This window comes from Micromonospora sp. SL1-18, from assembly GCF_047921505.1.
In the GTDB taxonomy this organism is placed as follows: Bacteria; Actinomycetota; Actinomycetes; order Mycobacteriales; family Micromonosporaceae; genus Micromonospora.
The window spans coordinates 25,477-46,649 of the sequence record NZ_JBLROA010000048.1; the positions used below are offsets into that span (position 1 = coordinate 25,477).

The window sequence follows — 21,173 nt, forward strand, 5'->3', positions numbered from 1 at the left end:
AGCCCCGCCCCGGTCGCCGGCGGGCGGCGGTTGAGGCAGCATGGACGGGTGAGGCAGATCTTCGACGCGTTGACCCGGCTGGTGGGCGCGGGGGACGTGGTGGTGCTCAGCGGCGCCGGGTTGTCCACCGAGTCGGGCATCCCGGACTATCGGGGGCCGAGCGGCGCGGCTCGCCGGCACACCCCGATGACGTATCAGGCGTTCACCCGGGACCCGGACGCGCGGCGGCGCTACTGGGCGCGTAGTCACCTGGGGTGGCGGCTGATCGCCCGGGCCGCCCCGAACGCGGGGCATCGGGCGGTGGCGCGGCTGCAGCACGCCGGCCTGGTCAGTGGGATCATCACGCAGAACGTCGACGGTCTGCACACGGCGGCCGGCAGCACCGGGGTGATCGAGTTGCACGGCCGGCTCGACGAGGTGGTTTGCCTGGACTGCGGCAACCTGACCTCCCGGGAGGAGTTGGACCGGCGGCTGCGCGAGGCCAACCCGGGCTTCGCGGCGCGGGTGGCCCAGGTCAACCCCGACGGCGACGTCGACCTGCCCGACGAGGGGGTCGCCGGGTTCCGGACCGTCGACTGCGGTATCTGCGGCACCGGCATGCTGAAGCCGGACGTGGTGTTCTTCGGCGAGACGGTGCCCGCGCCCCGCGTCGCCGACTGTTTCGCCCTGGTCGAGGCGGCCCGGGCGGTGCTGGTGCTCGGCTCGTCGTTGACGGTCATGTCGGGACGGCGGTTCGTGATCCGGGCGGCGAAACTGGGCATTCCGGTCGCCATCGTCAACCAGGGGCCCACCCGCGGTGACGGCCACGCCACCGTGGCGGTGGACGGGCCGCTGGGTGAGGTGCTGTCCGCGGTTGCCGACCGTGTCGCCGGCCCGGCGGCGGCTGTCGGCAGCGACGTCGTCGCCGGGGAGCCGGCGGCGGTGTAGGGGGCACCCGGTGGGGAGGACATGAGCCGGAAACATGGGCGCTGGTAGCGTTGACCAGGCCGGTACCACCCACGCGGGAGAGACCGCCCGGAAACACCCCGGGCGGCGCCGAAGGGGCAGCTTCCTCCCCGGAACCTCTCAGGCAAAAGGACCACGTGGGCAGGCACTGTGGAGCGCGTGAGCGCGACTCAGGGGGAGGTTGACCTGTCGACCTCGCCCCGACAAGGAGCGCACCCATGACCGCAGAGCAGTTCGCCGACCGGCATATCGGCCCCGACCTGGGTGACGAGCGCCGGATGTTGGAAACGGTCGGCTACAGCTGCGTCGACGAGCTGATGGACGCGGCGATCCCCGAGGTGATCCGCTGGCACGGCGCTCTGGACCTGCCGGCGCCGGCCAGTGAGCGGGAGACGATCGCTGAGCTGCGTGCCCTGGCCGCCCGGAACACCGTCGCCGTGTCGATGATCGGCCTGGGCTACCACGGCACGCACACCCCGGCGGTGATCCGCCGCAACGTGCTGGAGAACCCGGCGTGGTACACCGCGTACACGCCGTACCAGCCGGAGATCAGCCAGGGCCGGCTGGAGGCGCTGCTGAACTTCCAGAGCATGGTGTCGGAGCTGACCGCGCTGCCGGTCGCGAACGCCTCCATGCTCGACGAGGGCACCGCCGCGGCCGAGGCGATGACGCTCGCCCGCCGCGCGTCCAAGAGCAAGAGCACCGTGTACGTGGTGGACGCGGACGCGCTGCCGCAGACCATCGCGGTGATCACCAGCCGGGCGGAGCCGCTCGGCATCGACGTGCGCGTGGTCGACCTCGAGCGTGACGAACTGCCCGAGGGGTTCTTCGGCCTGCACCTGCAGTACCCGGGCGCGTCCGGGGCGGTTCGCGACCACGCGAGGCTGGTCGAGGCGGCGCACTCGGTCGGGGCGCTGGTGTGCGTGGCCGCGGACCTGCTGGCGTTGGCGCTGCTGCGCCCGCCGGGGGAGTTCGGTGTCGACATCGCCGCCGGCACCACCCAGCGGTTCGGTGTGCCGATGGGCTTCGGTGGGCCGCATGCGGGCTACCTGGCGGTGCGGGCGGGCCTGGAGCGGATGCTGCCCGGCCGGCTGGTCGGCGTGTCGAAGGACGCCGACGGCAACCCGGCGTACCGGTTGGCGTTGCAGACCCGCGAGCAGCACATCCGCCGGGAGAAGGCGACCAGCAACATCTGCACCGCGCAGGTGCTGCTGGCGGTGATGGCCGGCATGTACGCGGTCTACCACGGCCCGGACGGGCTGCGGGCGATCGCCCGGCGTACCCACGGCATGGCGGCGCGGCTCGCGGCCGGGCTGCGCGCCGGGGGCGTCGAGGTCGCGGACGTGGCGTTCTTCGACACCGTCACCGCGGCGGTGCCGGGGCGTGCCGCGGAGGTGGTGGCCGCCGCCGTGGCGCGCAACGTCAACCTGCGGCTGGTCGACGCCGACCGGGTGGGTGTCTCCTGCGACGAGACGACCACGCCGGCGCACCTGGCGGCGGTGTGGGCGGCGTTCGGGGTGCCGCACTTCGACGGCGCTGTCGATGACGGGCTGCCGGCCGAGCTGAGCCGCACGTCGGATTTCCTCACCCACCCGGTGTTCCACAGCCACCACTCGGAGACGGCGATGCTGCGGTATCTGCGGCGGCTGGCCGACTTCGACTACGCGCTGGACCGGGGCATGATCCCGCTGGGGTCGTGCACGATGAAGCTGAACGCCACCACCGAGATGGAGGCGATCACCTGGCCGGAGTTCGCCCACCTGCACCCGTTCGCGCCGGCCGAGCAGACCGCCGGGTACCGGGAGCTGATCGGCCAGTTGGAGGACTGGCTGGCGGAGCTGACCGGGTACGACGCGGTCAGCGTGCAGCCCAACGCCGGCTCGCAGGGGGAGCTGGCCGGGCTGCTGGCCATCCGGGCGTACCACCGGCAGCGTGGGCAGGGGGACCGGGACGTGTGCGTGATCCCGTCGTCGGCGCACGGCACCAACGCGGCGTCGGCGGTGATGGCCGGGATGCGGGTGGTCGTGGTGGCCTGTGATGTGGACGGCAACGTCGACCTGGTCGACCTCGATGCGAAGATCGACAAGCATCGGGACGCCCTGGCGGCGATCATGGTGACGTACCCGTCGACGCACGGGGTGTACGAGACGGGCATCGCGTCGTTGTGCGCGAAGGTGCACGACGCCGGCGGCCAGGTGTACGTCGACGGCGCGAACCTCAACGCCCTGGTCGGGTTCGCCAAGCCGGGGCGGTTCGGCGCGGACGTGTCGCACCTGAACCTGCACAAGACGTTCTGCATTCCGCACGGTGGCGGCGGTCCGGGCGTGGGTCCGGTGGCGGTGCGGGCGCACCTGGCGCCGTTCCTGCCTGGCGACCCGGTGGGGGCGCGCGAGCAGGGCCGGCCGGCGATCTCCGCGGCGAACCACGGGTCGGCGGGGATCCTGCCGATCCCGTGGGCGTACCTGCGGATGATGGGCGCTGAGGGGCTGACCCGGGCGACCGGGGTGGCGGTGTTGGCGGCGAACTACGTGGCGGCGCGGTTGCGCAACCACTTCCCGGTGCTGTACGCCGGCAACAAGGGCCTGGTGGCGCACGAGTGCATCCTGGATCTGCGGCCGCTGACCAAGGCGAGCGGGGTGAGCGTCGACGATGTGGCGAAGCGGCTGATCGACTACGGCTTCCACGCGCCGACGATGTCGTTCCCGGTGGCGGGGACGCTGATGGTGGAGCCGACCGAGAGTGAGGACCTGGCCGAGCTGGACCGGTTCTGCGACGCGATGATCGCGATCCGGGTGGAGATCGACAAGGTGGCTTCGGGTGAGTGGCCGGCCGGGGACAACCCGCTGTCCAACGCCCCGCACACGGCGGCGATGGCGTCCGGCGACGAGTGGCCGCACCCGTATCCGCGGTCGGTGGGCGCGTATCCGGCCGGGGTGGACCGGGCGGGGAAGTACTGGCCGCCGGTGCGGCGGATCGACGGCGCGTACGGCGACCGGAACCTGGTCTGCTCGTGCCCGTCACCGGAGGTGTTCGAAAGCTGACGCGCGGGTGCCGGGGCGGTCGTCGGGGACGCCCCGGCCGGGCGTCCGACCTGGTCAAGGCCGGCTGGGCCCGGGTCGGACGCCCGCGCTGCGGTCACGCAGCGTGGTGAGATCAGGCGACGAGGGCGTGCCGGGCGGGCCCGCGGTGCGGGGCGATGCTGCTGCCGTCGGGAAGCAGTTCGCCGGTGTCCTCGAAGACGATGACGCCGTTGCAGAGCAGGCTCCAGCCCTGCTCGGGGAAGCAGGCGATGACGCGGGCGGCTTCGCGGTCGGTCGCCTCAGCGGAGGGGCAGGTGGGTTGGTGCTGGCACATCGGGTTCTCCGGGCTGTGGGGGCGCTGTGTCATGGTTCACATGACCAGTGACGCACAGTACCAAGCGAAAGCGCGCGCTATCGAGCATGCTTCCGTCTTGTTCACCTTAAATCGGCTGAACGGATGAGTAGAAATGGGCCGGACGGCGTGGAAGCGCTCCCACAGCGAGTGATCGACGTGCCCGGCGCCCCCGCGGCCTGCCGGACACGACTCGTGGAACGGGCCCGCCTGCAGTGGCGGCCCGCCGACGGCGGCGACCCCGCCGCGCTCGCGCAGGAGTTCCTCGCCGTACACGGCATCGCCCTGCACGACCTGGCCCGCCCGGCCGCCCACGACCCGCACGGCGCCTGCGGCGCCGCCCTGTACCTGTCCGCCGCCGCCGGGGCCCGGGCCGCCGGTGGCCCGCCCGGCGCGCCCACCCCCGTCCCGGCGCTGCCCGACCTGGTGGTGGTCGTCTACGGCCACGCCGACCGGCCGCCCGCCCCCCAGCGCCCGGCCGAGCGCGGCTGGTGGCTGGGGGACTGGCGGGACAGCTGGACCCCCCGCCAGCACGCCGACGCCGTGGCGGCGGTGCGCGCCGCCATCGGCCGCGGCGACGTCTACCAGGTCAACCTGGTCGGCCACGCCGCCGCGCCGTACGCCGGGGACCCGCGGCCGGCGCTCGCCCGGCTGGCCGCCCTGCCCGGCGCCCGCTACGGCGGCACCCTGACCGGTGCGGGCTGGGCGATCGGCTGCGCCTCGCCGGAGACCCTGATCGCCCTCGAGGACGGCCGTTTGGTCACCCGGCCGATCAAAGGCACCCGGCCGGCAACCCCCGCCGGACGCCGGGACCTGCTCGCCTCCGCCAAGGAACGCGCCGAGCACGTCATGATCGTCGACCTGGAACGCAACGACCTGGCCCGGGTGGCCCGCACCGGCTCGGTGCGGGTGGACGAGCTGTTCGCCGTACGCCGATGGTGTGACCTGTGGCAGGCGGAGTCGACGGTGTCGGCGGCGCCCGCCGACGGGCTGGGCCTGGCGGCGCTGCTGCGCGCGGTCTGCCCGGGCGGGTCGGTGACCGGCGCGCCCAAGCTCGCCGCGCTGGAGCGGATCGCGGCCCTCGAACCGGTCGGCCGGGGCGCCAGCATGGGCGCGCTGGGCTGGGTCGGACCCGGGCGGATCGACCTGGGGCTGACCATCCGCACGGCCGCGGCCGACGCGCAGCGGCTGCACCTGTGGGCCGGCGGCGGCATCACCTGGGGCAGCGACCCGGCGGCCGAGGTCGCCGAGGCGGCGGCGAAGGCCGCCCCGGTACGCGCCCTGCTCGCCGCCGGCTGAGCCGCCGCGGCTTGCGGCCTCCGGGCGGCGGGGCCGGTCAGGCGCGGGCGAAGGCGTCGAGCGCGGCGACCACCCGCTCGCCCACCCCGTGGCCGCTGCCGTGGCCGCCGGCCTCGACGATCTCCAGCCGGGCATCCGGCCAGGCCTGGGTGAGCTGCCAGGCGATGTCCGGCGGGCCGCTGACGTCGAGGCGACCCTGCACCAGCACGCCGGGGATGCCGGCGAGCTTCCCGGCGTCGCGCAGCAGCGCCCCGTCGGGCAGGAAGCCCAGGTTGCTGAAGTAGTGGGTCACGATCCGGACGAAGGCGGCCCGGAACACCGGGTCGGCGTAGCGGGGGCTGGGCTTGAAGCCGCCGGCGAGGGAGACGTGCACGTCCTCCCAGTCGCACCAGTCACGCTCGGCCTGCTCCCGCACCGCCGGGTCCGCGTCGTTGACCAGCCGGGCGTACGCGGCGGACAGGTCGCCGTCGCGGTCGGCCTCGGGCACGCCGTCGCGGAACCGGGCCCACTCCCGCGGGAAGATCCGCCCCATGTCCCGGGTCACCCAGTCGATCTCCCGGCGGGTGTTGGCGACCACGCTGAACAGCACCAGCGCGCTGACCCGCTGCGGGTGGCGCTGGGCGTACGCCAGGGACAGCGACGACCCCCACGAGGCCCCGCACAGCAGCCACCGGTCGACCTCCAGGTGCTCGCGCAGCCGTTGCATGTCGGCGAGCAGGTGCGCGGTGGTGTTGACCGACAGGTCCACCGCCGGGTCGGCGGCGTGCGGGGTGCTGCGCCCGCAGCCGCGCTGGTCGAACAGGATGATCCGGTAGGCGGCCGGGTCGAACAGTTGCCGCCATGACGGGGTGGCGCCGGAGCCGGGGCCGCCGTGCACCACCAGGGCGGGCCGGCCGTCGGGGTTGCCGCAGGTCTCCCAGTACACCTGCTGGCCGTCGCCGACGTCGAGCAGCCCGTGCGCGTACGGCTCGATCGGTGGATACATCCGGGTTCCCTCCCACACACCAGACACAACAGCGCTGTTACATTAGCGGACGTGACCGCCACCCCCGACCGCGAGGCACTGGGCACCCTGCTGCGCCACGTCCTGGAACTGCTCGACGGCGACGTCGCCGCCACCTACACCAACCTCGACCTGGCCGACTACCGGCCCCGGTACTCACCGCTGGTGCGGGTGCTGGTCGCCGACGGGCCGCTGCCCATCCGCGACCTCGCCGCCCGGATCGGGGTCACCCACTCCGCCGCCAGCCAGACCGTCGCCCAGATGAGCCGCGCCGGCCTGGTCACCCTCACCCCCGGCACCGACGCCCGGCAGCGCATCGTCACCCTCACCGACCGGACACGGGCCCTGCTGCCCGTCATCGAGGCCGAATGGGCCGCCACCACCACCGCCATGCGGCAACTCGACGCCGAACTGCCCGTACCCCTGGCCGACGAGCTGTACGCGGTCCTCGCGGCGCTGGCCCGGCGTCCGCTGCGCGACCGGATCGCCGACACCGGCCTGGCCCCCACCAGCGCGCCCTGACCAGCCGGCGCAGTCGCCGGTAGGGCCCCCCGAGGTGACCACCGAGTACAGCGGCACCGGGGATCCCGCCCGCAGCCTCGCCCTGTCGTGGCGGACCCGGGACAAGCCCAGCCGCAAGGGCGCCGACCTCACCGTGGAGCGGATCGAGTTCGGCCTCGCCCGCGTCCTCGACGACATCGAGGTCCTGGTGCGGCAGCGGTCCGCCGACTGACCGACCGGTGCGCACGCCACCGCGGGTAACGACCGGTTAGCCTTCCGGGCATGACTATGCGCCCGATCCGGATCATCGGTGATCCCGTGCTGCGTACCCGCTGCGAGCCGGTGACCAGCTTCGACGCCGACCTGCGCGCGCTCGTGCAGGACCTGATGGACACGCTGCTCGGCGCGCCCGGCCGGGCCGGCGTGGCCGCCCCGCAGATCGGGGTGAGCGCGCAGGTGTTCGTCTACGACGCCGACGGCCACCGCGGCCATCTGATCAACCCGACGCTGGACCTGTCCGAGGAACTCCAGGACGACGACGAGGGCTGCCTGTCCATTCCCGGCCTGTACTTCCCGACCCGGCGGGCGACGCACGCCACCGCGCGCGGCGTCGACCAGCACGGCGAGCCGTTGACCATCTCCGGCAGCGGCTTCCTGGCCCGGGCCCTGCAACACGAGACCGACCACCTGCACGGCCGCCTGTACGTCGACACGCTGCGCGGCGACACCCGCCGCCGGGCGCTGCGGGAGATCCGCGCCGGCCGGTTCGACTCGCCCAGCCGGGGGTTGTGACAACTCGTGGGGGTGACCGGCCCGACCGGCCACCCCCACGCCGGGCAGACGGGCGCGCCGTCCGATCAGGTGCGCCGCCGCAGCGCGCACTCGGTGAAGTCGGCGACGCGGGTGAAACCGAGCCGTTCGTAGAGGCGTACGGCGGTGGTGTTGTCGGCCCGGACGTTGAGCATCACGTGGTCGACCTCGGCGCGCAGCCGGGCGCAGAGCGCGGCCACGGCCGCGGCGGCCAGCCCCCGGCCGCGGGCACGGGGGTGGGTGGTGACGTTGCCCAGGGCAGCCACCCGCCAGGTGGGAGACCACACATGCACCCCGGCCACCGCGACAAGCTCGCCGCCGTCCCGGACGCCCACGTACTGGCCGGTGTCCAGCATCCGCGGGTCGAACCAGTTGCCCGGGTACGCGGCCGCGTACAGGTCGAGCAGCGCCGGCAGGTCGGCGCGGCCGAGCACCTGGCCGGCCGGGGTGACCCGGGCCAGGCGGTCCGGGTCGGTCAACGCCATCCGGTGGTGCACGGCGGCGTCGGACACCTCGCACCAGCGCGCCACCGCGACGTCCAGGCCGGGGGAGAGGTGCGCCCACAGCCGGGCCGGCAGCATCGGCGCGAGATCGTCCAGCAGCGCCGCCAGCTCCCCGGTCCGCCCCGGCGCGGCGAACGCCAGCAGCGTCGGCAGCTCGACGCCGTGGTAGAGCAGCGCCACCTGGTCGCCGCGCCGGAACCACGACGTGTAGGGCCAGAAGAAGTCGTCGAGGTCGCCCAGCTGGTAGGCGTGCAGCACCGGGTCCCGGCCCAGCAGCTCGGCCAGGACGGCCCGGTCGTGTTCGGCGCGGACGGGCATCCGCTGATGATCACATGCCGGCGTTCAGCAGCCGTAAGCGCGTCCCGCCGCGGCGGGCAGGTTGTCGTGGCCCCACCGGGCGAGCGCGCCCAGGGCCGGCACCAGGGCGCCGCCCCGGTCGGCTCTCGGCTGACCGGGCCCGGCCACACCCCGGCCCGGTCAGCCGGCCACCCACTGGTCGTAACCCAACTTGCCCACCAACGCCACCACCACGACCAGCAGCACCACCCGCACGAAACCAGCGCCGCGCCGCAACGCCATCCGCGCACCCAACGCCGCCCCCGCGACGTTGCACACCGCCATCGCCGCCCCCAGCAGCCACCACACGTGCCCCGTCGCCGCGAACACCACCAACGCCCCCAGGTTCGTACCCGCGTTGACCACCTTCGCCATCGCCGAGGCGTGCACGAAATCCGCCCCCACCAGCGCGGTGAACGCCAACACCAGGAATGTCCCCGTACCCGGCCCGATCAACCCGTCGTACAGGGCAATACCCAACCCGGCCACCGCCACCGCCACCACCACCCGTGCCGACGTACGCCGATGCGGCAACGCCAGCACCCCCAACCGCGGCCGCGTCAACACGAACACCGCCACCGACACCAGCACCACCAGCACCACCGGCCGGTAGGCCCCCGCCGGCACCGCCCCCGCCAACGCCGCACCCAGCCCCGCGGTCAGCACCGCCAGCCCCGCCGACGGCCCCGCCACCGCCCAGTCCAGCTTGGTACGCCGCGCATACGTCACCGCCGCCGTCGACGTACCGAAGATCGCGGCCAACTTGTTCGTGCCCAACGCCGTGGCCACCGGCACCCCCGGCGCCGCCACCAGCAGCGCCGGCAACAGCAACAGACCCCCACCGCCCACCACCGCGTCCACCCAGCCCGCCATCGCGGCCGCGGTCAACAACGTCGTCAGCGACAGAAGATCCACAGGCGGCCATTCTGCCCACCGCCACCACGCCGACGAGCCCCGCTGTGGCCAGCCTCACCCCAGCTCAACGCCCCCGGCGACGCCGCAACCACAAACCCGCCGACGCCACCGCCACGAACACCAGCATCGAACAGACCACCGCCTTCAGCATCCGGCAAGCCTGCCACGCGGACGTAGGGTGAGTTCGTGCGCCTGGTCACCTTCAACCTGCTGCACGGCCGGTCCCTCACCGACGGACTCGTCGACCCCGACCGGCTCACCGCCGCCGTCACCGCACTCGACGCCGACATCCTCGCCCTGCAGGAGGTCGACCGCGACCAGTCCCGCAGCGGCAACCTGGACCTCACCGCCATCGCCGCCCGCGCCCTCCACGCCCCCGAACACCGCTTCGCCGCCGCCGTCGTCGGCACCCCCGGCGAACAGCTGCGCCCACTCACCCACGACGACGACGGCCACGGCGAACCCTGCTACGGCATCGGCCTGGTCAGCCGGCACCCCGTCCGCTCCTGGCAGGTCACCCGGCTACGCCCCGCCCCGGTACGCTCCCCGGTCTACGTCCCCGGCCCCGGCGGGGGACTGGTGCTGCTGCACGACGAACCCCGCGTCGTCCTCGCCGCCGTCCTCGACACCCCGTACGGGCCACTCACCGTCGCCGCCACCCACCTGTCCTTCGTCCCCGGCTGGAACATGCTGCAACTGCGCCGCGTCGTACGCGCCCTGCGCGCCTTGCCCGCACCGCGGATCCTCCTCGGCGACCTCAACCTGCCCGCCGGGCCCGCCGCCCTGCTGTCCCGCTGGCGGCCCCTCGGCCGGCGCCCCACCTACCCCGCCGGCCAGCCCCGCGTCCAACTCGACCACATCCTCGCCGACCGGCACGGCCGCGACCGGCTACCACCCGTCACCAGCGTCGACACGCCGCTGTCCACCATCTCCGACCACCGGCCCCTCGTCGTCGACCTCAGCACTCCCAGCTGACCCTCAACCACCACACCTGCCAGCAACGGCCATCACCACCGGGCGACGGCCCGGAAAACCCCCCGGCCACCGGCCGCCCCATGATGCGATGGTGCAACGAGGGGAGGGGCCAGCCCATGTCGCTGACCGGCCTACCGCTGCTGCTCCTGGTCGCCGCCGCCGCCGTCGCCGCCGCCGCGGCCACCGCCCGCACCTGGCGACACCACCGCCGCTGGACACACCTCACCCGGGCCGCCGCCGTGCTGCTCACCGAAACCCTCGCCCTGGTCGCCGCCGGCCTCGCCGTCAACCGGACCGCGCAGTTCTACCCCACCTGGGCCGACCTGCTGCCCGCCGACACCATCCACCGCGACACCGGCCCCGCCCGGCCCGGCCACCTCGACCACGTCATCACCAGCCGGGCCGGCCGCACCGCCGGCGGCCCCGTCAGCTTCACCTGGCACCCACCCCGCTGGACCAGCTGGCCCGTCACCGCCGCCCCCACCGTCGTCGTCCCCGCCGACTACCCACAGCACCCCACCTGGCGCTACCCGGTGATCATCCTCGCCGCCCCGGCCAACCCCGCCCACGAAACCAGCGCCGCGCACACCGCCGAGGACCGCGCCGGACCCGCCGTCATCGTCCTCACCCACCTGCGCCCCGCCGCCACCCCCGACATCCTCACCGAGACCCTGCCCACCAGCCTCACCCGAGACCTACGCGTCACCACCCACAACTGGGCGCTCGTCGCCGGCGACCAGCTCACCCCGCTCGCCCGGGCCGCCGTCCACGCCGCACCCACCCGCTATCCCACCCTCGCCCTGATCGGCGACAACCCGAACCAGCCCGCCACCCCCGCACCCACCGACCTGCCCGCCACCGAAACCGTCGCCGTCGCCGGCATACCCACCCGACCCGGCGACCCGGCCACCCACCTCGACACGCCCCCCGCAGAGCAGCTCACCGCCGCCCTGACCTGGGCCTGCCAGCAGACACCCCCACCGCTCAGCGCACCCACCCAACTGATCCCACCACCGTCCCGCCGCCCCCACCATCACCACCACAATCCACCGACCGGAGGCTGACCAATGGCACCCGACAGCCTCACCGCCGCCCTCACCGCCACCATCGCCGCCGTCCTCGCCGCCGTACTGCTCTCCGCCACCTGGGACCGCGCCACCGGCCCACGCCGCGCCGCCCTGCGCGCCACCACCGCCGCCTGCTGCCTCACCACCGCCCTGACCGCCACCGGCCTCTGGATCAACCGCCAGGTCGACACCTTCCCCACCTGGTCCGCCCTCGCCGGCCACCACATCACCAGCACCGACCCGGCCCCCACCACCGACCACACCAGCGGACAACTCGTCACCTTCACCGTCACCGGCACCGCCAGCGGCCTCACCCTGCCCGTCCACGCCTACCTGCCCGACGCCTACCGGGAACAACCCACCGCACGTTTCCCCGTCATCGAAGCGCTGCACGGCTACCCCGGCTCGCCCTCCTCCTGGCTCAACCGCCTCGCCGCCACCCGCCACCTCGACCAGGAAATCGCCGCCGGCCGGATGGCACCCACCGTCGTGCTGTTCCCCCCACAGACCCCCAACCCCCTGCTCGACACCGAATGCACCGACCTCGCCAACGGCCCCCGAACCGAAACCTTCCTCACCGTCGACGTGCCCACCGCCGCCCAAGCCCACCTACGGGTACGCACCGACCGCGCCAGCTGGGGACTGATCGGCTACTCCGCCGGCGGCTACTGCGCCACCAACCTCGCCCTGCGCCACCCCGACCGATACGCCACCGCCGCCAGCCTCTCCGGCTACGCCAACCCCGGCATCACCATCGGCGACGGCACCGAACACACACTCAACGACGACACCTGGCGACTGCGCCACCTACCCCAACCCGCCATCGCCCTCTACCTGTCCAGCGGCCGCGCCGACCACAAAGCCCAACACGACGCCGAAACCCTCGCCCACCTCGCCCACCCCCCGCTCACCGTCACCACCAACTACGCCGACGGCGGCGGCCACAGCATGACCGTCTGGGAAGCCGCCGAAAGCCCCGCCTTCGACTGGCTGTCCACCTGGCTCGGCCGCCCCGTCCACTGACGACCCCGCTCAACCCACCCCCGACGCCCGCTGCGCCGCCCGCACCGCATTACGGAACAACATCGCCACCGTCGTCGGACCCACCCCGCCGACCCGCGGCGTGATCGCCCCCGCCACCTCCGCACACGACTCGTCCACATCCGGCAACAGCCGCCGCCCCTCATACCGCACCCCGCCACCGACCACCACCGCACCCGGCCGCACATGCTCCGGCCGCACGATCCCCGGCACCCCCACCGCCGCCACCAGAATCTCCGCCCGCCGCGTGTACCGCGGCCAATCCGCCACCCCGGTGTGCACCACCGTCACCGCCGCATTCGCCGTCGGCCGCTTCTGCGCCAACAACATCGCCAACGGCCGACCCAACGTGGCACCCCGACCCAGGATCACCACCTCCCGGCCCGCCACCGGCACCCCGTGGAACGCCAGCAACGCCTCGATCCCCGCCGGCGTACACGGCAACGGACCCGGCTGCCCCAACGCCAACCGGCCCATGTTCACCGGATGCAGCCCATCCACGTCCTTGTCCGGATCGAGAACCTGCAACGCCCGGTCGTAGTCCAGATGCCCCGGAATCGGATACTGCACCAGCACCGCGTGCACATCCCGGTCAGCGTTGAAGTCCGCCAACACCGCGTGCAGATCCGCCTGCGACGCCGACGCCGGCAGATGCACATGCGCAGAGACAAACCCCAACTCCGCCGCCTGCCGCTGCTTGATCCGGATGTACCCCGCGCTCGCGTCGTCGTCACCCACCAGCACCGTCGCCAACGCCGGCGTCACCCCCGCCGCGCGCAACACCGCCACATCCGCGGCGACCCCCGCCAGCACCCGCTCCGCCACCGGCCCACCCGGCAACAGCCGAGCCGACGTACCCGAAAAAGACATGCCACACCTCGCCCACGGAGGCCCAGGCGGTCGACCCCCGCGACGAGCTCCCCGATGGTTGATGCCATCCCCGTGCCGCCAGTCGCGTCGACGCTCAGCCTGCCACAGCCCGCCCCGCGACCGCATCCGCCACCACCCGCCACCGCGGCAACGACCCCAGCAGCTCCTCCGCCCGGCGCCGCCGGTCCACCACCGACCCCACCCCCAGATCCGCCACCGCCGCCTCGAACGCCGGCCGCAACGCCCGCTCCCGCCCCGGGGCGTCCGCCGCCAGGATCGCGTGGCAACGCGCGAACGTCGCCACGATCCAGAACATCGCCTCCCGGTGCGCACCCACCCCGATCAGCTCCGCGCTCCCGTCCACCACCACCGGCCGTCCCGCCGGCGTGACGTCCGCACTGAACGAAAACGGGGTACGCGCCACCCGCGCCGCCTCGTCGAACGTCACCGCCAACCCGGCCAGATGCTCCCGCACCCGCCCCGGACCCACCCCGCCACCGTCCAACGACGCCAGCAGTTCCGGATACCGGTCACCGAACCCGTACCCGGTCAGCACCTCCCGCGCCCGCACGTACCGCCGCCGCACCGTCGGATCCCGCAACGCCGCCACCACCGGCAACAACGCCAGCACCGACGTCGGGAACAACCACGCCGTCACCTGCTCGTGCAGCGGCGCCCCCTCGCCCAGCGCCCGAAGCCCCGCCTCGATCCGCCGGCACACCCCCGCACACCGCCGCCGCACCCACACCGGATCCGCGAACCCCGCCGCCACCCGCTGCCGCAACGCGGCCAGCCGCCCCGTCGGATCCATGATCACCGTGTCCGTACGCAACAACGGCGCGAAAACCCACGACCCCAGCACATCCTCCGCCGACCCCAGATCCGCCCAGGTCAGCGCCGTAACCTCCAACAGCACCCCGCGATGGCGGAACTTGCCCAGCTTCCCGGCCGGCCCGTCCCGCACCAACAACACATCCACGTCCGACCACACCGGCAACACCGCGTCACCCGACACCCCCACCGTGGAACCGCTGAAGAACGCCCCCCGGATCCCCGGATCCCGCCGCACCTGCTCACGTACCCAGTCGACCGCCACCGCCCGCGCCTGACCCACCCGCATCCCACGATGCTGCCACCGGCGCCAGCCGTGCACCGTCCCCCGAACGCGGCCCCACCACGATGTCCGAGCGGGATCCAGGCCGACCCGCCGCCAACCGCGCCGCGCTCACCCCGGAACGAGATGCACCTGCTGGGCCAGGAAAATCACACTGACCGCGGCGACCACCACGGCGATCACCCACCCCGCCACCCGCAGAGCCACATGGGCCCGGTCCGGGCCGACCAGTTCCGGATTCCCCGCCGCCAACACCAGCAGGACCAACCCCAGCGGAGTCGCGATACCACCGATCAAACTCGCCACGAACAGCAGCTGGATCGGACCGATACCCGTCATGGCCAGCGCAACACCCGCCAGCGCCTCCGCCACGATCACCGCGTAGTAACGGGGCGCCTGGCGAGGCGTACAACTCAACCCGCGTCGCCAACCGAAAGCACTGGCAATCACATACCCACCGCTGGCCGCGATCACCGGCACGGCGATGATCGCCGAGGCGAGCAACCCACCTGCGAACATCTCGCCCGCCAACGGCCCCGCCAACGGCCCAAGCGCCTGCGCGGCCTGCTCGGCCGTCTCGACGTGCTGATGGTGCTTGCCCAGAGTCGCGCCACTGGCCACCAGGATGGACCAAAAGATCACCGCGGCCAGACCCGCCCCCACCAACGCGTCGAACTGCCGAAACCGCAGATCCTGCCGGGAACACCGCTCCTCGACCTGCTCCACCGACTGCCACACATACATGTAGCTCGTCAGCGTGGTACCCAGGATCGCCAACATCCCCGCCACGTGCTCCTGGTTGAATGGCACCGTCGGCACCAGGCTGCCCCGCGCCACCGCCCCCCAGTCCGGCCGCGCCAGAACCACCGCCGCCCCGTACGCGAGCAGACCCAGCATCACCACCTTCAGCACCCGCTCGACCTCGTCATACTTGCCGAGCATCAGCAGAGCGAGCACCCCCGCCGCGAAGGCGGGAACCAGCCAACGCGAATCCATCCCGACCAGCAGACCGATCGCCGCCGCCCCGGCGGCGACATCCGCGGCGATCGTCACCACGTTGACCGCCAGAATCGAGACCAGCAACACCGCGCTCACCCAGCGGCCATACCCGTCGCGCACCGCCCGCTGAAGATCACGCCCGGACAGCACACCCACCCGCGTGGCAAGAACCTGCACCACCACCAGCGCCGGCATCATCAACAAGGTCAGCCACGCCAGCCCGAACATCGTGCCCGCCCCGACCACGACAAGCGTCGCCACCGTGGTCGGATCGGTATCCGCGGCCCCCGACACCAGGCCCGCACCGAGCGACCTGAACCCACGGGAGTCCGCCGACGAATGCGCCCTACGCCTACGACCAATCCGCGACAACCGCCGCTCACCCATCGCCGCACCAGGCCTGAGCGCCATCCCCGGCCAGCTCGACAAGACGGCCGGATGATTCACATCCGGCCGCTGCTCGGGCCTCCAACCCGTCGACGATCGCGCACTCTCAGAGTGTGACAGCGAGCCGCCGACCGAGGACGCAACTTCGGGAAAGCGTCACTCCGCCCACGAGCCGGACGGCGCCGAACCCAACAGATCCGCCAACGCCCGGTTCGTGCGGTTCGACCGCACCGCCGCCCGCTGCTGACCCGCCGTCACCTCGATGTACGTCTGCGACGACGCCAACGACGCGTGCCCCAGCAACCGCATGATCTCCGCCGCGCTCGCCCCGTCCTCCGCCAACCGGGTCGCGAACGTGTGCCGCAACGCATGCAGCCGCGCCCCACGCGGCACCCGGTCACCGATCCCCGCCCGCCGGTAGCAGGACTCCACCAGATACTGCAGGCCACCCCGGCGCAGCGGCTCATCCCGCCGGTCCACCAGCAGCGGCGAGCCCGGCCGTACGCTGCGCGCGCCGAACCGGCGACGGCGGCTGTCGAGGTAGTCCACCAGGACCCGGTCCACGCCCGCCTCGATCGGCACCGTACGCGGCCGCCCGCCCTTGCCGGCGACGTCCACCCGCCGCTCACCCTCGCGGCCAGCCAGCGACGCCACCCGCAGCGCCAGCAGTTCGGACAGGCGCAGCCCCGCGCAGAGCGCCAACGCCAGCACCGCCAGGTCGCGCTCCGGCCACGGGTCGCGCTGCCGGCCCTCCGCGCGGGCGACCGCGGCCAGCAGCTCCTCCGGGGTCTCCTCGCCGCGCAGCGGCTTGGGCTGGGGGAGCGGCGTGCGGGGCCGCCCCACCGCCGGCATCGGGTTTCCCGGTACGACGCCCTCGGCGACCAGGAACGTGAAGAAGCTGTTCCAGGTGGACCAGGCACGGTGGACCGAGGCGGCGGCGCGCGGAGCGGCGAACCGGGCGAACGCCGCCCGCATGACACGGGGGGAGAGGGCAGTGATCTCCAGCTCGTCGAGGGGGAGGGGAGGGGTGACACTTTCGGCCGCGAGCCGGGCGACCGCGAGCAGATCCCGCCGGTACGCGGCGAGGGTGTGGGGGGAGGGCTTGCGGGTCGCCCGGGCGGTCAGGAACTCCTCGATCAGGTTTGTAACTGACTCGTCCGGTTTGTCATGCATAAGGCATATTATGCATGATTTTCGCGTTCGGGTCAGCCGGGCCGAGGGGAGTGCGTCGTGTTCAATGGCCGTTCCTCAGCCGGACTCGGCCGCGCCGCGCCGGGCTCGGCGGGCCGCCCGCCATCCGGCGACCGCCCAATAGATCTGGCCCACCCCGATCCCGCCGAACAGTCTGGCGAGCAGGTACGGCCAGTTTTGCCTGTCGTCGGCAACGTTGGCGTCGACGGCGGCGCTGATGGCTAACAGAACCAGCCCCGTGATCACCCGCCGCACGGTCGTGCGGGTCGGCGCCGGTTCGACGGTCTCCCGGATCCGGCGTCGTCGCTGCGCGGGTACGCCTGCCTGCAGGCGCTCGAGTTCGGCGAGGGTGCCGATCGCGTGCCGGCGGTCCGGCTCCGCGGCGTACGTGGCGATCACCTTGGCCAGGAAGTCCCGGTCCCCGTCCTCGAAGAAGACCTCGTCGCGCGCCAGTGTCCATCCCGTCGAGGTGACCAGCTCGGGCCGGACGTAGTGCAGCTTGAGCCGCCACCAGTTGTCGCCGCCGCCCGACTGGTTCGGGGCGAGCGCTTCCCAGGGAATGAGTAGAGCACCGGCCGCCTTGTCGGCTTCGATCCCGATGGGCCGCAGGGTCAACCCGGCGCCGCGCCACAGCGCCCGCCACATTCCAGCGACCGCGCCGCCGAAGAACAGCCCGACGGCGAGGCCAGCCCAGATCTCACGGCTGACCGCCAGGCCCAACCCGGCGAACTGCAGGGCGGCTAGGCCGAGGAGAAGGTTATCGGCGTGCACCGGCGTCCGGAAGCTGCGGTCACCCTCGGCAACCAGGAACGTCGCCCAGGGCCGCCTGCTGCGTCGCCAGGCGGGAATCATGGCCGCGACGAACAGGATCAGCCCGCTCGCGGAGCAGGCGATGTAGACCGGCACCGGATACCAGACACTGGCGACCAGTTCGGCGGCGAAAACCCCGAGCCCTGCCACGATGACCTTGCGCCTGTCCACCGGACGACGGTACGGGTGCGGGGGGCTGCCATGGAACAGTCACCCGGCCCTCTGAAGATCATCCGATCCGCTGCCCGTCGGCGCATGTAGTGACCGGCGAGGGAGGCTTCACCCACCCAACTTGACATAATGTACATTATCGAATGCGGGCGGAGCGCTGACCGATGTCGCTATAGGCTGCCCGCCATGCGTGCCTCCCGCGCCACTCGCCTGCGCCGCCGGCTAGCCTCATCCATGGCGGTTGCTCTGCTGGTGACGGGATGTTCAGCCAGCAAGATCCCGGAAGACGCCGAGGTGACCATCTCCGGACGGCTGACTCGCGCCGACGGCGCGCCTGCCGCCGGAGTGAGCGTCATGCTGTACAAGGAACCCGACCTGGGCGAAGTCGCCGGCGGCGTTTTGGCCACCGTGACCAGCCTCGGCCTTCTTTGTCTTGCTCGCGCCGTGGAGCTGTGCAAGGGCGCCAGAAAGGTGACGACCGACAGCGCTGGCACGTACACGTTCCGGCTCACCGGCCGAGACACGCAGGGAACGTTCAATACGGCGTCCACCATGGGCATCAGTGCCCGACTGTCGGGCGGAACGGCGCTCGGGCCCGCCGTGCAAGCCCGTTTCAAGGTCCAACAGGCTGTCGTGGCCGTCCCGACGCTCGCCTTCTGGGAACCGGCAGACCTGGTGGCCCGCGCGGACCGCGCCAAGGTCAGTGTCAAATGGTCTGGCCGGCCCGCTCAGGAAGTCCAGAAGTCCCTGCGGTACAGCGTCACCGCGACGTCCGACAACGACGCCAACGATGTGGTGTGGGTGGCCGAGGACATGCGGCCGGGCGGAGCGTTGGACGCGCGCGCGATTGGTGATCTTCGCGGCTACCTCCGGGTGACGGCAACGGCCGAGGCCGAGGGCAGCGGAACGAAGTTCACCACGCTCCACGACAGCCAGAGTGTCAGATTGGTGGGGGTTCTCGGACCGCCGCAGTCACGCGGCACGGGCTGCGCGGTCGCCGGGCGCGAGGGTGAGCCGGAACCCCTCGTACCGTGTTCCCTGACCGACGGCGAATACGGGCCGTCGTTTCGCCAGCAGCCGTGCCAGGATACGGAGGCTTCCGGCGCCCCACCGAGCCCGCAGCCGACAAGATCGGCGAAGGCCTGCCGGTCGAACACGTTCGTGCAGATCGACCTCGGTGCCCGCCGTCCGGTTTCGGCCGTGTTCGCGCATGGCCTGTCTGTTTCGAGCCGGACCGTGATTGAGACGAGTGACGACGGAACCTCATGGTCGCGACGGGCTGACGTCCGTCAGTCACGTTTCCTCGAAGCCGTCCTGTCATCTGGAGTCGATGCCAGATACGTTCGGCTGTCCGAGGATGGGGGGTACGTGATATCCGAGCTGGCCGAGCTCGCCGTCTGGTCGTAGCCGTCGTTGGCCGGAGCCGGCCGGGTCGGTCGGTTCAGAGGCCGCCGGCGATGCGCAGCACGGCGCCGGTGGTGTAGGAGGAGTCGGGGCCGAGGAGGAAGGCGATGGCACCGGCAACCTCGTCGGGTTCGCCGGCGCGGCCCACGGGGATGCGTCCGGCGGCCCGGTCGGGACGGTCGGGTTCGCCGGAGAGGGCGTGGATGTCGGTGCGGATGATGCCGGGGGCGATGGCGTTGACCCGGATACCGCGCGGCGCGAGTTCCTTGGCCAGGCCGATGGTGAGGGCGTCGGTGGCGGCCTTGACTGCCGCGTAGTGGATGTATTCGTTGGGGGCGCCGAGGGTGGCGGCGGCGGAGGAGACGTTGACGATGGCGCCCCCGTCGGTCATCCGGCGGGCGGCCTGCTGGGCGCAGAGGACGTACCCGATGAGGTTGACGTCGACGACCCGGCGCAGGTCGTCGAAGCGCAGGTCGGTGAAGGGGCCGATCGGGCTGGTGATGCCGGCGTTGTTGACCAAACCGGTGAGGGAGCCGAGGTCGGCGGCGGTGTCGAACAGGTGTTGCACCTGGTCGGGGTTGGTGGTGTCGGCGGCGACCGCGATGGCGCGTCGGCCGAGGCGGTGGATGTCGGCGACGACGGCCTGGGCGGCGGTGTGTTCGCGGTGGTAGGCGACCGCGACGTCGTGGCCGCCGGCGGCGAGCCGGCGGGCGGTGGCGGCGCCGATGCCGCGGCTGCCGCCGGTGACGATTGTTACGAAAGTCAATGGACCTCTCCCCTGCCCCGCTGGTGCCGGTGACGTTACCGTTGCCGGCACGCTCCGGTGGTGTGGTGGAGTGGTTGGTCACAATGGCGTGGGATCGGCTGGAGGGTGTGGTGGGTGTGGATGTCGGGGACCTGGTCGAGGATTTCGAGCTGCCGGACGAGACGGGGACGCCGCGGCGGTTGTCGGAGCTCCTGACCGCGGGTCCGCTGGTGTTGTTCTTCTACCCGGCGGCGATGACGCCGGGGTGCACGACGGAGAGCTGTCACTTCCGGGATCTGGCGGCGGAGTTCGCGGCGGTCGGCGCGCAGCGGGTGGGGATCAGCCGGGATCCGGTGGAGCGGCAGGCGGAGTTTTCGCGGCGGCACGGGTTCGACTATCCGCTGCTGTCGGACGCCGACGGGGTGGTGGCGAAGGCGTTCGGGGTGCGGCGGCGGGTGCCGCTCGGTGCGTTGAGTACGCGTCGGATGACCTTCGTGATCGGCCAGGATCGGCGGGTGCTGGCGGTGGTGCGCAGTGAGTTCAGCATGAACGCGCACGCCGACGCGGCGTTGCGTGCGCTGGGGGGTTGATCGAATTGGGTAGCGCGCAGACCTCCGGCTTTAGCCGTGGGGTTAGCGCGTCAACCCGCGCGTGCAGTAGATAGCGCGATGCTGCATACTGGACGGGTGTCTGTGACCCTGCGGTCGAACGGCAC

21 protein-coding genes and 2 riboswitches are annotated in these 21,173 nt (G+C 72.6%); of the genes, 11 read left to right on the plus strand and 10 right to left on the minus strand.

Going from position 1 to position 21,173, the window contains the following annotated elements:
• Window positions 1–48 precede the first annotated feature (48 nt).
• Window positions 49–927, plus strand: a complete 879-nt coding sequence (locus ACNAW0_RS21455) for an NAD-dependent protein deacetylase (protein ID WP_416289733.1) — start codon at window positions 49–51, stop codon at window positions 925–927.
• 64 nt (window positions 928–991) lie between these two features.
• A riboswitch (glycine riboswitch) is annotated at window positions 992–1,091 on the plus strand.
• Between the two features lie 72 nt (window positions 1,092–1,163).
• On the plus strand, window positions 1,164–3,986 hold the full coding sequence (gene gcvP, locus ACNAW0_RS21460) for an aminomethyl-transferring glycine dehydrogenase (protein WP_416289734.1): 2,823 nt from the start codon (window positions 1,164–1,166) through the stop codon (window positions 3,984–3,986).
• A gap of 112 nt (window positions 3,987–4,098) precedes the next feature.
• Here the strand turns inward: gcvP and ACNAW0_RS21465 are convergent, their stop codons facing one another.
• Window positions 4,099–4,299, minus strand: coding sequence for a DUF5999 family protein (locus tag ACNAW0_RS21465; protein WP_123239682.1), 201 nt, complete (start codon window positions 4,297–4,299; stop codon window positions 4,099–4,101).
• A 123-nt stretch (window positions 4,300–4,422) separates the two neighbouring features.
• Between ACNAW0_RS21465 and ACNAW0_RS21470 the strand changes: the two genes are divergently transcribed.
• On the plus strand, window positions 4,423–5,616 hold the full coding sequence (locus ACNAW0_RS21470; protein WP_416289735.1) for a chorismate-binding protein: 1,194 nt from the start codon (window positions 4,423–4,425) through the stop codon (window positions 5,614–5,616).
• A 37-nt stretch (window positions 5,617–5,653) separates the two neighbouring features.
• Here ACNAW0_RS21470 and pip read toward each other — a convergent pair whose 3' ends face one another.
• Window positions 5,654–6,601 carry a prolyl aminopeptidase gene (gene pip, locus ACNAW0_RS21475; protein ID WP_416289736.1) on the minus strand — a complete coding sequence of 316 codons (948 nt, stop codon included), beginning with the start codon at window positions 6,599–6,601 and terminating at the stop codon, window positions 5,654–5,656.
• 51 nt (window positions 6,602–6,652) lie between these two features.
• Between pip and ACNAW0_RS21480 the strand changes: the two genes are divergently transcribed.
• Genes ACNAW0_RS21480 through def form a run of 3 tightly spaced genes read left to right on the plus strand, consistent with a single transcriptional unit; the run spans window position 6,653 to window position 7,912 of the window.
• Complete coding sequence (locus ACNAW0_RS21480; protein ID WP_416289737.1) at window positions 6,653–7,141, plus strand: MarR family winged helix-turn-helix transcriptional regulator; 489 nt, start codon at window positions 6,653–6,655, stop codon at window positions 7,139–7,141.
• A 34-nt stretch (window positions 7,142–7,175) separates the two neighbouring features.
• The gene (locus ACNAW0_RS21485) at window positions 7,176–7,352 is read left to right on the plus strand and encodes a hypothetical protein (RefSeq protein ID WP_416289738.1); all 177 of its coding nucleotides are present in this window, start codon (window positions 7,176–7,178) and stop codon (window positions 7,350–7,352) included.
• 50 nt (window positions 7,353–7,402) lie between these two features.
• A complete protein-coding gene (gene def / locus ACNAW0_RS21490; RefSeq protein ID WP_416289739.1) occupies window positions 7,403–7,912 on the plus strand; it encodes a peptide deformylase in 510 nt (169 codons plus the stop codon).
• A gap of 65 nt (window positions 7,913–7,977) precedes the next feature.
• Here the strand turns inward: def and ACNAW0_RS21495 are convergent, their stop codons facing one another.
• Both ACNAW0_RS21495 and ACNAW0_RS21500 read right to left on the minus strand, forming a co-directional pair.
• On the minus strand, window positions 7,978–8,751 hold the full coding sequence (locus ACNAW0_RS21495; RefSeq protein WP_416289740.1) for a GNAT family N-acetyltransferase: 774 nt from the start codon (window positions 8,749–8,751) through the stop codon (window positions 7,978–7,980).
• Window positions 8,752–8,910: 159 nt separating this feature from the next.
• Entirely contained in the window at window positions 8,911–9,684 is a 774-nt protein-coding gene (locus ACNAW0_RS21500; RefSeq protein WP_416289741.1) for a sulfite exporter TauE/SafE family protein, read from the minus strand.
• Window positions 9,685–9,870: 186 nt separating this feature from the next.
• On the opposite strand from ACNAW0_RS21500, the gene ACNAW0_RS21505 reads away from it, so the two are divergent.
• The 3 genes from ACNAW0_RS21505 to ACNAW0_RS21515 all read left to right on the plus strand — a co-directional run bounded on the left by ACNAW0_RS21505 (window position 9,871) and on the right by ACNAW0_RS21515 (window position 12,749).
• Window positions 9,871–10,659 carry an endonuclease/exonuclease/phosphatase family protein gene (locus tag ACNAW0_RS21505; RefSeq protein WP_416289742.1) on the plus strand — a complete coding sequence of 263 codons (789 nt, stop codon included), beginning with the start codon at window positions 9,871–9,873 and terminating at the stop codon, window positions 10,657–10,659.
• Between the two features lie 116 nt (window positions 10,660–10,775).
• On the plus strand, window positions 10,776–11,723 hold the full coding sequence (locus tag ACNAW0_RS21510; protein ID WP_416289743.1) for a hypothetical protein: 948 nt from the start codon (window positions 10,776–10,778) through the stop codon (window positions 11,721–11,723).
• 3 nt (window positions 11,724–11,726) lie between these two features.
• The gene (locus ACNAW0_RS21515; RefSeq protein ID WP_416289744.1) at window positions 11,727–12,749 is read left to right on the plus strand and encodes an alpha/beta hydrolase; all 1,023 of its coding nucleotides are present in this window, start codon (window positions 11,727–11,729) and stop codon (window positions 12,747–12,749) included.
• 9 nt (window positions 12,750–12,758) lie between these two features.
• Here ACNAW0_RS21515 and ACNAW0_RS21520 read toward each other — a convergent pair whose 3' ends face one another.
• The 5 genes from ACNAW0_RS21520 to ACNAW0_RS21540 all read right to left on the minus strand — a co-directional run bounded on the left by ACNAW0_RS21520 (window position 12,759) and on the right by ACNAW0_RS21540 (window position 18,309).
• Window positions 12,759–13,637, minus strand: coding sequence for a bifunctional 5,10-methylenetetrahydrofolate dehydrogenase/5,10-methenyltetrahydrofolate cyclohydrolase (locus ACNAW0_RS21520; RefSeq protein ID WP_416289745.1), 879 nt, complete (start codon window positions 13,635–13,637; stop codon window positions 12,759–12,761).
• Between the two features lie 13 nt (window positions 13,638–13,650).
• A riboswitch (ZMP/ZTP riboswitch) is annotated at window positions 13,651–13,733 on the minus strand.
• On the minus strand, window positions 13,732–14,757 hold the full coding sequence (locus tag ACNAW0_RS21525; protein WP_416289746.1) for a hypothetical protein: 1,026 nt from the start codon (window positions 14,755–14,757) through the stop codon (window positions 13,732–13,734). Its footprint overlaps the riboswitch before it by 2 nt.
• Before the next feature lie 105 nt (window positions 14,758–14,862).
• Complete coding sequence (locus tag ACNAW0_RS21530) at window positions 14,863–16,011, minus strand: NRAMP family divalent metal transporter (RefSeq protein ID WP_416289747.1); 1,149 nt, start codon at window positions 16,009–16,011, stop codon at window positions 14,863–14,865.
• 282 nt (window positions 16,012–16,293) lie between these two features.
• Window positions 16,294–17,310, minus strand: coding sequence for a tyrosine-type recombinase/integrase (locus tag ACNAW0_RS21535; protein ID WP_416289748.1), 1,017 nt, complete (start codon window positions 17,308–17,310; stop codon window positions 16,294–16,296).
• Between the two features lie 75 nt (window positions 17,311–17,385).
• Entirely contained in the window at window positions 17,386–18,309 is a 924-nt protein-coding gene (locus ACNAW0_RS21540; protein ID WP_416289749.1) for a hypothetical protein, read from the minus strand.
• A 234-nt stretch (window positions 18,310–18,543) separates the two neighbouring features.
• Between ACNAW0_RS21540 and ACNAW0_RS21545 the strand changes: the two genes are divergently transcribed.
• Window positions 18,544–19,716 carry a discoidin domain-containing protein gene (locus ACNAW0_RS21545; protein ID WP_416289750.1) on the plus strand — a complete coding sequence of 391 codons (1,173 nt, stop codon included), beginning with the start codon at window positions 18,544–18,546 and terminating at the stop codon, window positions 19,714–19,716.
• Between the two features lie 34 nt (window positions 19,717–19,750).
• Here ACNAW0_RS21545 and ACNAW0_RS21550 read toward each other — a convergent pair whose 3' ends face one another.
• A complete protein-coding gene (locus ACNAW0_RS21550) occupies window positions 19,751–20,479 on the minus strand; it encodes an SDR family oxidoreductase (protein ID WP_416289751.1) in 729 nt (242 codons plus the stop codon).
• An 83-nt stretch (window positions 20,480–20,562) separates the two neighbouring features.
• Here ACNAW0_RS21550 and ACNAW0_RS21555 point away from each other — a divergent pair, with 83 nt between their 5' ends.
• Window positions 20,563–21,048: a peroxiredoxin gene (locus ACNAW0_RS21555; RefSeq protein WP_416289752.1), complete on the plus strand. Its 486-nt coding sequence runs from the start codon at window positions 20,563–20,565 to the stop codon at window positions 21,046–21,048.
• Window positions 21,049–21,173: the final 125 nt, after the last annotated feature.

Coding starts and splice junctions, on each gene's coding strand:
- gcvP (WP_416289734.1), top strand. CDS start 1,164: ATGACCGCAGAGCAGTTCGCCGACCGGCATATCGGCCCCGACCTGGGT.
- ACNAW0_RS21465 (WP_123239682.1), bottom strand. CDS start 4,299: ATGTGCCAGCACCAACCCACCTGCCCCTCCGCTGAGGCGACCGACCGC.
- ACNAW0_RS21470 (WP_416289735.1), top strand. CDS start 4,423: ATGAGTAGAAATGGGCCGGACGGCGTGGAAGCGCTCCCACAGCGAGTG.
- pip (WP_416289736.1), bottom strand. CDS start 6,601: ATGTATCCACCGATCGAGCCGTACGCGCACGGGCTGCTCGACGTCGGC.
- def (WP_416289739.1), top strand. CDS start 7,403: ATGACTATGCGCCCGATCCGGATCATCGGTGATCCCGTGCTGCGTACC.
- ACNAW0_RS21495 (WP_416289740.1), bottom strand. CDS start 8,751: ATGCCCGTCCGCGCCGAACACGACCGGGCCGTCCTGGCCGAGCTGCTG.
- ACNAW0_RS21510 (WP_416289743.1), top strand. CDS start 10,776: ATGTCGCTGACCGGCCTACCGCTGCTGCTCCTGGTCGCCGCCGCCGCC.
- ACNAW0_RS21515 (WP_416289744.1), top strand. CDS start 11,727: ATGGCACCCGACAGCCTCACCGCCGCCCTCACCGCCACCATCGCCGCC.
- ACNAW0_RS21520 (WP_416289745.1), bottom strand. CDS start 13,637: ATGTCTTTTTCGGGTACGTCGGCTCGGCTGTTGCCGGGTGGGCCGGTG.
- ACNAW0_RS21525 (WP_416289746.1), bottom strand. CDS start 14,757: ATGCGGGTGGGTCAGGCGCGGGCGGTGGCGGTCGACTGGGTACGTGAG.
- ACNAW0_RS21535 (WP_416289748.1), bottom strand. CDS start 17,310: ATGCATGACAAACCGGACGAGTCAGTTACAAACCTGATCGAGGAGTTC.
- ACNAW0_RS21545 (WP_416289750.1), top strand. CDS start 18,544: ATGGCGGTTGCTCTGCTGGTGACGGGATGTTCAGCCAGCAAGATCCCG.
- ACNAW0_RS21555 (WP_416289752.1), top strand. CDS start 20,563: ATGGCGTGGGATCGGCTGGAGGGTGTGGTGGGTGTGGATGTCGGGGAC.